This is a genomic window from Streptomyces sp. NPDC049687, assembly GCF_044465285.1.
GTDB lineage: Bacteria > Actinomycetota > Actinomycetes > Streptomycetales > Streptomycetaceae > Streptomyces.
On record NZ_JBITLN010000002.1, the window covers coordinates 407,325 to 419,853 of the forward strand.

General features: G+C 73.7%; 14 protein-coding genes. 11 read left to right on the forward strand and 3 right to left on the reverse strand.

Features of this window, described 5'->3' with window-relative positions; genetic code table 11:
• Positions 1–34 precede the first annotated feature (34 nt).
• Genes ACIBVL_RS06890 through ACIBVL_RS06910 form a run of 5 tightly spaced genes read left to right on the forward strand, consistent with a single transcriptional unit; the run spans position 35 to position 4,691 of the window.
• A complete protein-coding gene (locus ACIBVL_RS06890; protein WP_399093016.1) occupies positions 35–871 on the forward strand; it encodes a UbiA family prenyltransferase in 837 nt (278 codons plus the stop codon).
• Positions 871–2,052 carry an NAD(P)/FAD-dependent oxidoreductase gene (locus ACIBVL_RS06895; RefSeq protein WP_399093019.1) on the forward strand — a complete coding sequence of 394 codons (1,182 nt, stop codon included), beginning with the start codon at positions 871–873 and terminating at the stop codon, positions 2,050–2,052. Before ACIBVL_RS06890 ends, ACIBVL_RS06895 begins: the two co-directional genes overlap by 1 nt.
• Positions 2,049–3,137: a type III polyketide synthase gene (locus tag ACIBVL_RS06900; protein ID WP_399093022.1), complete on the forward strand. Its 1,089-nt coding sequence runs from the start codon at positions 2,049–2,051 to the stop codon at positions 3,135–3,137. The genes ACIBVL_RS06895 and ACIBVL_RS06900 overlap by 4 nt, the downstream gene beginning before the upstream one ends.
• Positions 3,134–3,652 (forward strand): isoprenylcysteine carboxyl methyltransferase family protein, encoded by a 519-nt coding sequence (locus ACIBVL_RS06905; RefSeq protein WP_399093025.1) that lies wholly within the window; start codon positions 3,134–3,136, stop codon positions 3,650–3,652. Before ACIBVL_RS06900 ends, ACIBVL_RS06905 begins: the two co-directional genes overlap by 4 nt.
• 10 nt (positions 3,653–3,662) lie before the next feature.
• Positions 3,663–4,691, forward strand: coding sequence for an NAD(P)/FAD-dependent oxidoreductase (locus tag ACIBVL_RS06910; RefSeq protein WP_399093028.1), 1,029 nt, complete (start codon positions 3,663–3,665; stop codon positions 4,689–4,691).
• A gap of 32 nt (positions 4,692–4,723) precedes the next feature.
• On the opposite strand, the gene ACIBVL_RS06915 is transcribed toward ACIBVL_RS06910, so the two are convergent.
• Positions 4,724–5,149 (reverse strand): ATP-binding protein, encoded by a 426-nt coding sequence (locus ACIBVL_RS06915; RefSeq protein WP_399093031.1) that lies wholly within the window; start codon positions 5,147–5,149, stop codon positions 4,724–4,726.
• A gap of 187 nt (positions 5,150–5,336) precedes the next feature.
• Here ACIBVL_RS06915 and ACIBVL_RS06920 point away from each other — a divergent pair, with 187 nt between their 5' ends.
• Both ACIBVL_RS06920 and glpK read left to right on the forward strand, forming a co-directional pair.
• Positions 5,337–6,104: an IclR family transcriptional regulator gene (locus ACIBVL_RS06920; RefSeq protein WP_399093034.1), complete on the forward strand. Its 768-nt coding sequence runs from the start codon at positions 5,337–5,339 to the stop codon at positions 6,102–6,104.
• 38 nt (positions 6,105–6,142) lie between these two features.
• Positions 6,143–7,657, forward strand: a complete 1,515-nt coding sequence (glpK, locus tag ACIBVL_RS06925) for a glycerol kinase GlpK (protein WP_399093037.1) — start codon at positions 6,143–6,145, stop codon at positions 7,655–7,657.
• Between the two features lie 18 nt (positions 7,658–7,675).
• On the opposite strand, the gene ACIBVL_RS06930 is transcribed toward glpK, so the two are convergent.
• Both ACIBVL_RS06930 and ACIBVL_RS06935 read right to left on the reverse strand, forming a co-directional pair.
• On the reverse strand, positions 7,676–8,350 hold the full coding sequence (locus ACIBVL_RS06930) for a hypothetical protein (protein ID WP_399093040.1): 675 nt from the start codon (positions 8,348–8,350) through the stop codon (positions 7,676–7,678).
• The gene (locus ACIBVL_RS06935; protein WP_399094800.1) at positions 8,298–9,023 is read right to left on the reverse strand and encodes a YqjF family protein; all 726 of its coding nucleotides are present in this window, start codon (positions 9,021–9,023) and stop codon (positions 8,298–8,300) included. The genes ACIBVL_RS06930 and ACIBVL_RS06935 overlap by 53 nt, the downstream gene beginning before the upstream one ends.
• A gap of 369 nt (positions 9,024–9,392) precedes the next feature.
• On the opposite strand from ACIBVL_RS06935, the gene ACIBVL_RS06940 reads away from it, so the two are divergent.
• The 4 genes from ACIBVL_RS06940 (at position 9,393) to tgmB (ending at position 12,478) form a co-directional block, all read left to right on the forward strand.
• Entirely contained in the window at positions 9,393–10,565 is a 1,173-nt protein-coding gene (locus ACIBVL_RS06940) for a hypothetical protein (RefSeq protein WP_399093042.1), read from the forward strand.
• Between the two features lie 224 nt (positions 10,566–10,789).
• A complete protein-coding gene (locus ACIBVL_RS06945) occupies positions 10,790–11,080 on the forward strand; it encodes a DUF1232 domain-containing protein (RefSeq protein WP_399093045.1) in 291 nt (96 codons plus the stop codon).
• A 203-nt stretch (positions 11,081–11,283) separates the two neighbouring features.
• Positions 11,284–11,475 carry a putative ATP-grasp-modified RiPP gene (gene tgmA / locus ACIBVL_RS06950; protein WP_055632657.1) on the forward strand — a complete coding sequence of 64 codons (192 nt, stop codon included), beginning with the start codon at positions 11,284–11,286 and terminating at the stop codon, positions 11,473–11,475.
• Between the two features lie 16 nt (positions 11,476–11,491).
• On the forward strand, positions 11,492–12,478 hold the full coding sequence (gene tgmB, locus ACIBVL_RS06955) for an ATP-grasp ribosomal peptide maturase (RefSeq protein WP_399093048.1): 987 nt from the start codon (positions 11,492–11,494) through the stop codon (positions 12,476–12,478).
• The last annotated feature ends 51 nt before the right edge of the window (positions 12,479–12,529 follow it).

Below are 12,529 nucleotides of genomic sequence, written 5' to 3' on the forward strand. Positions count from 1 at the left end.
TCCGTTGCGGGCCGGTCGCTGTGCGGCGGTGTCCGTGACCGGCGACGCGGCCCCGACGCGCCCCGGGCCGCAGCCCGTGCTCGCGCTGCTCGCCGCCGCCCACGGCGGGCCGGCCCTGGCGGTCGGCGTCATCGCGGGCCTGCTCGCGCTCCGCAGCGACCTTCGCCCGCTCGACGCCGCCGTCGTCACCGCGGCGGTCCTCACCGGCCAGCTCACGATCGGTTGGGGCAACGACCTGCGCGACCTGCCTCGCGACCGTGCCGTCGGCCGTACCGACAAGCCGTTGGCCTGCGGAGACCTCCCGGTCGACTGGGTGGTGCGCGCCCTCGTCGTGGCCGGACTCGCCTGCCTCGTGCTGTCCGCGCTGGCCGGCTGGCGCGTCGCGCTGGTCAACGTCGTCCTCGGCGTCGGCGCGGGCCACGCCTACAACCTGGGGCTCAAAGCGACCCGGTGGTCGTGGGTGCCGTACGCCTGTGCCTGCGGGACGCTGCCCTCGGTCGTCACCCTCGCCGGCGCCGCCCCGGCCTGGGCGCCGCCGTGGGCGACCGGTACCGGCGCCGCGCTCGGTGTCGGGGCGCACCTGCTCAACACGCTGCCCGATCTCGCCGACGACGAACGCACCGGCGTCCGCGGCCTGCCCCACCGGATCGGCGAGCGCCCTTCGCGCGTCCTGGCCGTCGTACTGCTGTCCGCTGCCTCGCTGCTGGCCGTGCTCGGTCCCGCCGGGCCCCCTCCGGCATGGGCATGGGCGGTCCTCGTGCTGGTGGCGGTCCTCGTGGTGCTCACCTCGGCCACCCGCGGCCGTGCTCCCTTCCGGGCCGCGGTGGCCATCGCCCTGCTCGACGTCGTGCTGCTCGTGGCGGCCGGTTGATGGCGCCGGCACCCATCCACTGGGACCTCGCGGTGGTCGGCGCCGGACCGGCCGGTGCCGCCGCCGCCCTGGGCGCGTTGCACGCCGACCCGGGTCTGCGCGTCGCCCTCCTGGACCGGGCGGACTTCCCGCGGGACAAGGCCTGCGGCGACGGGGTGGCCCCGCACGTCCTCGACCTCCTCGCCGAGGTCGGCGTCACCGGTCTCTTCGACGACCGCGTCCCGGTCGACCGCCTCCGCCTCGGCCGCGGCAGCCTGATCACCGAGCGGCGGATGGCCCGCCCGGCGTGGGTGGTGCCGCGCCGGATCCTCGACGCCCGGCTGGTCGACGCGGCGGTCGCCGCCGGCGTCCGGCTCCTCCGGCACCGCGTCCGCGACCTGCGGCAGCACTGCGACGCGGTGGTCCTGGACGGGGAGGTCTCCGCCGCGGTCGTGGTCGGCGCCGACGGCGCCCACTCGGCCGTCCGGCGCGCGCTCGGCCTGCCCCGCGGTCCGGTGGCCCTGGCGCTGCGCGGCTACGCCCCGGTCACACCCGGGCGGCGCGGCGCGCAGGTCATCGAGTTCGGCACCCGGCACCAGCCGTCGTACGCCTGGTCCTTCGACCGCGGTGACGGCCTCGCGAACGTCGGGTACGGCGAGTTCCTCCACCCCGGCCGTCCGGCTCCGACCCGTGCCCGACTGCTCGAGCGCCTGGAGACCCTCCTGCCCGGCACCACCGAGGGCGGGCGGCAGTGGGTCGGGCACCACCTGCCGCTCTCGACGGCGCGCCGACCCCTTCCGGCCGGCCGCGTCCTGCTCGCGGGCGACGCCGCCTGCCTGGTGAACCCGTTGACCGGGGAGGGCATCCACTCCGCCGTGGCCACCGGTATCGCGGCCGGTCGCGCCGCCGCCGCGGCCCTGCGTGAGGGACGGCCCGAGCGGGCGGGGGAACGGTACGCCGGTGCCACCCGCCGGATCCTGGAGCCCCACCTGCGCCACACCGCCCTGGCCGCCCGGCTCGCCCGCAGCACGCGCGTCATCGAGGCCGGGCTGCGGGCCTCGGCCGCCGACCAGCGCGTCTTCGACGACCTGGTCGAACTCGGTCTCGCCCGGGGCCGCCTCACCCCCACCCTCATGCTCGGCCTCGGCCGGGCGTTGCTCACACCCATCCGTCCGAGCGGCCGACATCAGGAGCCAGCATGACCATGCGCGTCCTCAGCGTCCGTGGCGTCCTGCCCGAGCACTGCCACCGCCAAGAGGAGATCACCGAGTCCTTCGCCACCACGCTGGTCCAGGGCACGGTCGACCGCGCCGTCGTCGAGAGGTTCCACCGCAACGCGTGCGTCGAGACCCGGCACCTCGTGCTCCCGCTGGAGGAGTACGCCCGGCTCGGGGACTTCGGCCGGTCGAACGACGTGTTCATCCGAGCCGGCGTCGAGCTCGGCGGGCGTGCGGTCGTCGACGCGCTCAAGAGCGCCGGCCTCACACCGGCCGACGTCGACTACATCGTGTCGTGCACCGCGACCGGCCTGGCCGTCCCGACGCTCGAGGCCCGCGTCGCGGCGCAGATCGGACTGCGCCCCGACGTGGTGCGCCTGCCCCTGGTCGGGCTCGGCTGTGTCGCCGGCACGGCGGGCATCGCACGCCTGCACGATCTGCTGCGCGGCCGCCCGGACGGGGTCGCGGTGCTGATGTCGGTCGAGCTGTGCTCGCTCACGCTCCAGCGCCAGGACACCTCGGTCGCCAATCTCGTGGCGAGCGGCCTGTTCGGGGACGGTGCCGCGGCGGTGGTCGCCGTCGGTCCCGAGCATCCGCTCGCGCGGTCCGACGACCCCGCCCGCCCCGAGGTGCTCGCCTCGCGAAGCCGCCTCTACCCCGAATCGGAACGCATGATGGGCTGGGACGTCGGTTCCGGTGGGTTCAGGATCGTGCTCGACTCCTCGGTCCCCGACCTGGTGCGCCGGTACGTCGGCGGGGACGTCCGCGGCTTCCTGGCCGACCACGGTCTGACCGACGACGACCTCGGCTGGTATGTGGCGCACCCCGGCGGCCCCAAGGTCATGGAGGCGCTGCAGGACGCCCTCGGGGTCGAGCGGGACGCCCTGGGCGTGACCTGGGACTCGCTGCGCCGGATCGGAAACCTCTCCTCCTCCTCGGTGCTGCACGTCCTGGCGGACACGCTCGCCGACCGCCCGCCCCGGCCCGGCTCCCACGGGCTCATGCTCGCCATGGGGCCGGGCTTCTGCTCCGAACTCGTCCTCCTGCGCGCCCCGGGGGACGAGAGGTGAACGGTCAGGTCCTGTTCACCGTCCTGGTCCTGGCCGTCGGTCTGGAGCGGGTCGCCGAACTGGTGGTGTCCCATCGCAACGCCGCCTGGAGCCTCGCGCAGGGCGGCGTGGAGTCGGGGCGGGGGCACTACCCGTTCATGGTGGTGCTGCACACGGGCCTGCTCGCCGGCGCGCTCGTGGAGGTGTGGGTGCGCCGACCGGACACCGTACCGGTCCTCGCCTGGACGATGCTCGCCCTCGTCGCGGCCTCGCAGGCGCTGCGCTGGTGGTGCATCGCCACCTTGGGCCGGCAGTGGAACACCCGGGTGATCGTGGTGCCCGATGCTCCGCGCGTGACCGGCGGCCCCTACCGCCGCCTCCCGCACCCGAACTACGTCGCCGTCGCCGTCGAGGGGCTCGCCCTCCCGCTGGTGCACTCGGCCTGGGTCACGGCGGTCGTCTTCACCGTGCTCAACGGGTTCCTGCTCGCCACCCGCATCCGCACCGAGGACGCCGCCCTGACGCGGCTCGCCTGAGGAGACACGCATGGATCTGCTCGTCGCGGGAGGGGGGCCCGCGGGTCTCGCCACGGCCCTGCACGCGGCCCGGGCGGGGCTCGACGTGACCGTCTGGGAGCAGCACGCCGGCACCGTCGACAAGGCGTGCGGCGAGGGTCTGATGCCGGGTGCGGTCACCGCCCTGGCAGCCCTCGGCGTGCACCCGCCGGGGCACGACCTGCGGGGCATCCGGTACGTCGCCGGGCCGCGCCGGGTCGACGCCGACTTCCGGGCGGGCCCGGGCCGCGGGGTGCGGCGCACCGCGCTGCACGGGGCGCTGCGCGCGGTGGCGCTGGCCGCGGGCGTGCGGGTCGAGCAGCGCACCGTGCGCCGTGTCGAGCAGGACGAGGACGGTGTGGTGGTCGACGGCACCCGTGCGGGCCACCTCGTCGCGGCCGACGGCCTGCACTCGCCGATCCGACGGGCCCTGGGCCTGCACCGGCCGCGTCGGGCCCACCGGCGGCACGGGCTGCGACGCCACTACGTGCTCACCCCCTGGAGCGACCGCGTCGAGGTGCACTGGGCCCGTGACGCGGAGGTCTACGTGACCCCGGTGGCCGAGGACCTCGTAGGCATCGCGGTGCTCACCTCCGGCCGCGGACCGTACGACGACCACCTCGCCGCCTTCCCCGAGGTGCGGGAGCGGCTGGCCGGAGCCCGGACTGCCGGGCCCGTGCGCGGGGCGGGCCCGCTCCGCCAGGACGCGAGCGCGCGCACCGCCGGCCGGGTGCTGCTCGTCGGCGACGCGGCCGGCTACGTCGACGCACTGACCGGCGAGGGCATCGCGCTGGCACTCGCACAGGCGCCGGCGGCGGTGCGGGCGGTCATCAGCGGCGACCTGGCGGCCTACGAACGGGAGTGGTGGCGACTCACCCGGCGCTACCGCTGGCTGACCCACGCGCTGCTCGGGGCGACCAGGGTGCCCCCGGTCCGCGCGGCACTGGTGCCCGCGGCGCAGCGGCTGCCGTGGTTGTTCTCCGCGACCGTCGACGCGCTGGCGCGTCCGGTGGGGCCGTGATCAGACGGACTGCGGGCACCGTCGTCACGGCACTAGGCGGCGACGAGGTCGGCCCATCGGGTGACCCCGCCGGAGTGGACGCGCTTGCCGTGCCGGGTCGCCAGGGCGTGCACGATCTGCTCGCCGCGGCCGTGCTCGTCCGGGTCGATGCCCGCGCGTGACTGACCCGGTGCGAGCGCCGGTCCCGCGTCGGTGACCTCGACCCGCAGGGTGCCGGGACCGTGGCCCCTGGCCCACTTCAGCCGCAGCTCGGCCGGGGGCAGGGCGTGCACGATGGCGTTCGTGAGCAGCTCCGACACCACCAGGAGCGAGTCGTCGACGAGGTCCGCGGACACCTTCCAGTCGGCAAGGACCGCCCCCACGCGTCGGCGTACTGCTGCGACGGCCCCGGGGACGGGCGGCAGCGGACACACGTGTTCCACTGTCTCCCGAGGCAGCATGTCGAGCGGTACCGCCATTTTCTCTCCTCCATTGCGTTCCGTGGGCCGGCGCCGGCCGTCGGCGCGGTTGCCGGGCACTCGGAGCACGTTAGGGAGCAAAGGGGTCCGGGTCAACGAATGGGGGTCGGCATTACCGAACACCCATGAAGCGGACCTTTCGCCGCGGTAAGAAGCGGACCCTTCGCCGCGGTAATAGGCTCGCCTCATGACCGGCCCGGTCCAGTCGATCGAACGGGCGGCGGCGATCCTGCGTCTGCTCGCCGGCGGACCCCGTCGTCTCGGGCTCGGTGAGGTGGCGACCTCGCTCGGCCTTGCGAAGGGCACCGCCCACGGCATTCTGCGCACGCTCCAGCACGTGGACTTCGTGGAGCAGGACGCGGCGACCGGAAAGTACCAGCTCGGGGCGGCCCTGCTGCATCTCGGCACCAGTTACCTCGATGTCAACGAGCTGCGGTCGCGGTCCATCAACTGGGCCGACGCCCTGGCCGCCCGCAGCGGGGAGGCGGTCCGCCTGGGCACCCCGCTGGAGGGCAAGGTCCTCGTCGTCCATCACGTGTTCCGGCCGGACGACACGTTCCAGACCCTGGACGTGGGCTCCCTGCTGCCGCTGCACGCCTCCTCGCTCGGCAAGGTGCTGCTCGCCTTCGGGACCGCTCCCGTCGACTCGGCCCTGGAATCGGGGCTGGACGCGTACACCCGGCACACCCTGGTCGACCGGCACCGGCTGGGCCGGGCGCTCGCCGAGATCCGCGAGCGCGGATGGGCGGCCGAGGTCCAGGAGATGAGCATGGGGGAGGCCGGGGTCGCCGCGCCGATCCGGGGGCACGGCGGCCTGGTGGTGGGCGCCATCGGACTGTCGGGCCCGGTCGAGCGGATCTGCGACGGCCAGGGGCATCCCCGGTCGAGCCTGATCACCCTGTTGAGGGAGGCCGCACGGGCGATCTCCAGAGACCTGGGCGCGGCGCGCTGGTGACCCCGCCCCCTCCTAGGGAGCCGGAAGGAGACCCGATCATGGTCGAACGGTATGTGATGTCCATCGATCAGGGCACCAACTCCACCCGTTGCATTCTCTTCGACCACCACGGGCGGCTGGCGTCGGTCGCCCAGCGGGAGCACCAGCAGCACTTCCCCCGGCCCGGCTGGGTCGAGCACGACGCCGTCGAGATCTGGCGCAACCTGCGGCGCATCGTGCCCGAGACGTTGTCCGGCGCCGGTGTCGACGCGGGCGAGATCGCCGCGATCGGCCTCGCCAACCAGCGGGAGACGACGGTGCTCTGGGACCGGCGCACCGGCACCCCCCTGGGCCGGGCGATCGTATGGCAGGACACCCGTACGGCGCCGCTCGTCGCGGACCTGCGCCACGACCCGGGGGACGAGTTCTTCCTCGAGCGGTGCGGTCTGCCCCCTTCGACGTATTTCTCGGCACTGCGGCTCAGATGGCTGTTCGACCACGTCGACGGTCTGAAGCGGCGTGCCGAGGACGGCGAGGTGCTGTGCGGCACGATGGAGAGCTGGCTCATCTGGAACCTGACCGGGGGCCCGGACGGCGGCCTGCACCTCACCGACGCCACGAACGCCAGCCGCACCATGCTGATGAACATCCGCACGCTCACCTGGGACGAGGAACTGCTGGCGTTCTTCGGAGTGCCCCGTGCCATGCTGCCCGAGATCAGGTCGTCCGCCGAGACGTACGGAGCCGCCCACTCGCTCCTGCCGGGCGTACGCATCACGGCCGCCCTCGGTGACCAGCAGGCGGCCCTCTTCGGCCAGACGTGCTTCTCCCCGGGCGAGGCGAAGTGCACCTACGGGACGGGCAGCTTCCTGCTGCTCAACACCGGCACCGACGTGGTGCGCTCCCGGCACGGGCTGCTGACCACCGTCGCCTACAAGATCGGGGACCGGCCGCCGGTCTACGCCCTGGAGGGCTCGATAGCCGTCACCGGCTCGCTGGTCCAGTGGTTCCGTGACCGTCTGGGACTGATCAGCAGCGCCCCGGAGATCGAGACGCTCGCCCTGACGGTCGAGGACAACGGCGGCTGCTACATCGTCCCCGCCTTCTCCGGTCTGTTCGCCCCGCACTGGCGCAGCGACGCGCGCGGGGTCATGGTCGGGCTCACCTCGTACATCACCAAGGGACATCTGGCGCGGGCCGTCCTGGAGGCCACCGGCTGGCAGACCCGGGAGGTCGTCGACGCGATGAACGCCGACTCCTCGGTGGGCCTGAAGCAGCTCAAGGTGGACGGGGGCATGACGGCGGACAACCTGCTCATGCAGTTCATCGCCGACGTCCTCGATGTGCCGGTGGTGCGGCCGATGGTCGCCGAGACGGTCTCCCTGGGCGCCGCCTACGCCGCCGGGCTCGCCGCCGGTTACTGGCCGGACCTGGAGGTCCTGCGCCGCAACTGGCACCGGGCGGCCCAATGGCTGCCGGACATGGACCCCGAACGACGGGAGTCCGAGTACGACAACTGGCAGCGAGCCGTCGAGCGGTCCCTGGGGTGGGTCAAGCCGCCGAGCCCCCCCTGACCAGGTGGAGGGCGTTGTTCAGACGCACCCCGCGAGGGCCACCGTCGTCGTGACCCGGGTGAGCGAGGGTCTCCTCGGCACCGACCCGAATCCGAAGCGCACGGGCGGTTCCACGGGTGCCGCACCACCGAGCCCGACGCCCTCCCAGAACGCCCACACCGCACGGATCGGCCGCAGGTCGCGGGCGGCGTACCACTCGTGGCGACCGGCGCCGGCGCTGCCCCGGGTCCGTACGCCGGGCAGCAGCACCCGTGCGGGCCGGTCCGTCAGCGCGCTCCACGCCGGACGGCGGGCGAGCGCGGTGGGCACCCCACGGAGCAGGAGCCCCAGCAGCCCCCGCCGCCCGGTGACGAAGCGCAGGTCGAGTGAGCCGGCGGTGACGGACCAGGTGTCGTCCGCGACGCTCACCCGCACCGGGACGACGCGTACGGTGTCGAAGGTGTAGGTGCCGCCGATGAAGTCCGCCGTCTCCCGGGTGGGGGCCAGGAGCAGCCGTTCCCCGTCGGCCCGTTCGAGCATCACATCGCTGAACGGACCGAACGGCGACCGTCGCCAGTGCCCGAGCACGACGCGTGTCCCGGAGGAGGTGCCCAGGCCGCCGATCCAGCCGTCGAAGCGCAGCAGCGGCGGACGGGCCCCTTCAGGAAGGGGCCGCCGCCGGGGCGCAGGGCCGCGAGGCTCCCAGCCGGACATGCCGGACTCCCTCCGAGAAGTGCACCACGGGCTCGCCGACCGGCGCGGGCAGTCCCACGGCCGTGGTCAGCGTCTGCTCCAGCACCTCCAGGGCGGCGCCGGCCAGTGGCCACGGCTCGTGCTCGACGGGTATCTCCCAGAGCATGCCGAACCGGTGGGTGTAGGCCCGCCACCGCGAGGTCAGCCACACGTCCCGTGCCGTCGGCTGCCTGATCGGGTCTCCGGGGCGGACGACCAGACGGTACGAGGGTCCCCGCGCCCATCTCCGGCCGGTGTACGAGACGGTGTCGCCGTTCGCGCTGACACCGAGGGTGCCCGGGTGGTACGGCGCGCCGACGGCGCGTGCCGCCAGCATCAGCGGACAGCCGACCTCCAGGGTCAGGAACCACAGGCCGTCCCGGCCGTTCCGGTGCCTGACGTAGGTCCGCACATTGGTCTCCGGGAACGTCCGCCCCCGCACCGCGGCGGGCATGCCGGGCGGGCGCACGTCCGCCATGAGGAACGGGGTCAGCCCCACCCAGGCCGCGCCCTCGTACTCCTCGACGACCAGGTGTGCGGGCAGCAGCGCCTGGACCGTCTCCGGCGGAAAGGACCAGTGGACGAACGTCTGCGTCAGCCACCCCGCCCGCAGCACGGGCAGCCACACCCTTTGCTCCGCTCCGTAGGCCACCACGACCGGCGAGTCCCCCTCGACCGGCCGCCGGAAACGCACGGCGGGCAGGGCTCGCCCCTATGCGGATGGTGGGCGAGCCCTGTCCGCCGGTTCGATTCTCGGGGCCGTGGCGCCGCGGACCCATGGGTGCGCGTGGGCCGACCGTGGTGTACGGCGCCCACGGTGTGCGGGCCGCGCACACCCCGTACGAATGTGCTGGCGGGACGCGTGACGGCCCGTACGGCGGGGAAGGGACACGTTCGACCGGGTACGACCGGTGCCTCCGGGTCCGTCCGCCCCGCCCGGGTGATCAAGCACACCCCCCGGCGCGCGATACTGGCCTGCGCGTCACCTCGTCCGCCCCTGACACCCTCTCCCACGAACGGACTCATGCACATCTCCGCGACCGTCCCGCCCACGACCCCCTCCACGGTCTGGCTCGGCCGTGGCCGCCACACCGGCCCGGCCGCGCCGGACGTGCTGCGCAAGCACCTGCAGGTGCTCAAGGACAGCGGGACGCTCCATGACTTCCGGGAGCTGCCCGACACCGAGACCGCCGAGGGCGAGTCGGCCTTCGAGGCCCGCTGGCAGGTGCCGGAGGAGGTGACCGTGCGGGCCCGGCTGAAGCTGGCCGAGTGGTCGGGCCGCGGTCAGGAGTGGACGCTGGTCGCGGAGGCGGAGCGGCCCTGGGATCCGCGGTGGCCGTCGCCCGCCGGAATGTTCTGGCCGTGGGAGACGGACACCGCGTGGGGCCACGAGACCGTGACGGGTCTGCGGTTCCTCGACGTCAACCCCCTGCCGGCCGACGACAAGGAACTGCGCCGCACGCTCCGGGGCGCCCTGCGCGACACCTGGACCATCGACGTCGTCGTCCACGAGGCCATGACGCCGGACGAGCTCGGCCGGCGTTCGCTGGTCCCGCTGCTGCCTCCGGGTCTGCACCACCGGGTGGTGGAGCACCGGGCGGCGCCGCACCAACTGCGCACAGTGAACTGGGCCCTGAAGGACTTCGGCGTCGAGGTGCCGCGCGGCGGGGCGCTGGTGCTGCCCGGCACCCCCGCGCCGGACGGATACGACGCCGGTGACTTCTCGGTGCGCAGTGTGTTCCTGGACGGCTCGCACCCGACCGAAGTGCTGGACGCGGTACGGCGGTTCGCCGCGCTGCCCGCGCAGTTGCCGGAGGGCGGCGACGCCGCGCTCACCCTGTTGCGGGAGAAGTGGCAGCTGCTGACCCTGGAGGAGGAACTCGCCCGGGAACGCGAGCTGGTCGCCATGTACAAGGAGGCCCTGGAGGCGATGACCCAGTCCCGGGACCTGTACCGGGAGGCCGCCGAGCAGGCGCACGAGGCGCTGGCCGCCTACCGCGAGGCGGCGGAGGCCGGCGGGCAGCAGCAGCCGGCGCCGGTGAAGAAGGGCGGCTCGCCGTTCCAGCAGCTGGGCCGGACCCTGGAGCGGCTCAAGGAGACCACCATGGGCCTGCGGCCGACGCCGGCGGAACCCTCCCAGGACCCGCGCGACCCGGCCGGCCCACCGGCTGACGGTCCCGAGGCGACGGACAGGTAGCCGCGCCCCGGGGCCGGGGTGCGGGGGTCGGCCATGCCGACGACACATGTGACATCCGCCACGTGAACACGCCACCCTGCGTGGCGGCCGGGCGGGCGGCGAACGGCCGGAAATCGCCTCCTCCGTTGTGGTAATCCCGCCGGAAGTGGGGAATTCGGGAACCGAAATCGGGGAAATCGAAAACTAGGCAGGAACGCCGCGCGACGGACCCGGAGGGAGGGCCCGTGGACACGACCACCACGCTCGTCACCGTCGCCGCGGCAGTGGCCGTGGCTCTTCTCGCGATCGCCGCCACGATCCTGTTGCGACTGGTCCGGGCCCGAAAGGACCTCAGACGCGCCGGACTTCCCACCGGCCCGCGCTGGGTGTTCTGGGGCGCGGTCCTGTACTTCGTGCTCCCCACCGACGTCCTGCCCGATCCGGTCTACCTCGACGACATCGGTGTCCTGCTGCTCGCCCTGCGCTCCCTGCGCCGCGCCCCCGACCGCGCGGGGATCCCAACTGACCGTATTTGAAGACGTTTTCGTCCCCCGTTCGGCTCATCTCCCCTGCTCCGCGCCCTGTTCGGGTCCCGACTCGCCGATGATCACGGAGAGTAAGGAAACCAACCACCCGTTCGATTCGTATAAGTGACTGAAGGTCGCACCAATGCAGCGGGCCCGAGTGACGTCGCACAGCGGCACCGCTTGATCGAGGCAGTACCGACGAGGGAGAGAACATGCAACCGTTCGCGCTCAACTACGCACGCCCTGCGGCGGAGTTGGAGTTCGCAACTCCGTACGCCTATGACCCCGGACTGCAGTTGAACGTACTCCTCGACGGCCGTGTCGCCGCTCGTGACCACGCCCTGCTCAGAGAACTGGGGACCACCACCTCCACAGCGGGTTCCAAGACCCACTTCGACGACTGAGCACGGGCCGCGCAAGATGACCGTGCTCATCCTGACCTGCGAAGAGGACGTCACGGCGGACATGGTGGTCGTGCACCTGAACGCCGCGGGCGTCCCGGTCGTCCGGTTCGACCCGGCCGATCTGACCAGCACCGTCGCCCTCTCGGGCGAGTACGTCCACGGTGCCTTCCGGGGCCATCTGTCCTCGGCCGGCCGGCTGGTGAGCCTGGACGGACTGCGGTCCGTGTGGGTGCGCCGGCCGGGGGTCGCGGCGGCGCGGGCGGCCCAGCCGTCCGCATGGCTCACGGAAGAGGCCTCGCAGGCCCTCTACGGCATGCTCCGGGGCACCGGGGCGCGCTGGATGAACCATCCCGACGCGTCCCTGCGTGCCCGGCACAAGCCGTGGCAGCTGCGGCTCGCCCAGCGCAGCGGGCTGCCCGTTCCCGCCACCCTCATCACGACCTTCCCGCAGGCCGCGCGGGACTTCGCGGAGCGCTACCCGGACCTGGTGGTCAAGCCGGTGTCCGGTGCTCATCCGCAGGATCCACCCCGTGCGGTGCCCACCACGCGGGTCCCGCCCGGCGCCGACTTCGCGGCCGTCGCCTACGGTCCGACGCTGCTGCAGCGCCGGGTCGCCAAGCGGGCCGACATACGGCTGACGGCGGTCGGCGACCGGATCCTGGCCGCCCGCAAGGACACGGCGCCCGGCGCGGACCCCGAGGTGGTGGACGTGCGGTACGCGCCCTCCGCCACACCGTGGCGCCCCGCCGACGTCCCGCCGCGCCTCGCCGAGGCCGTACGGACGTATCTGCGCGAGGCGGAACTGTCGTACGGCGCCTTCGACTTCGCCGAGGACGCGGACGGGACCTGGTGGTTCCTGGAGTGCAACCAGTCGGGGCAGTTCGGCTTCGTGGAGGTGGACACCGGTCAGCCCATCGCCCGCACCATCGCGGAGTGGCTCGCCGGACCTGCCCCGAAGTCCGGCCCCCGGCCCGCCGACCGGTGCGGCTCGGCGGCCTCCTGAAGGACACCCCGGTGCGGCCGGGGCCCCGATCGGGGCCCCGGCCGCACCGGC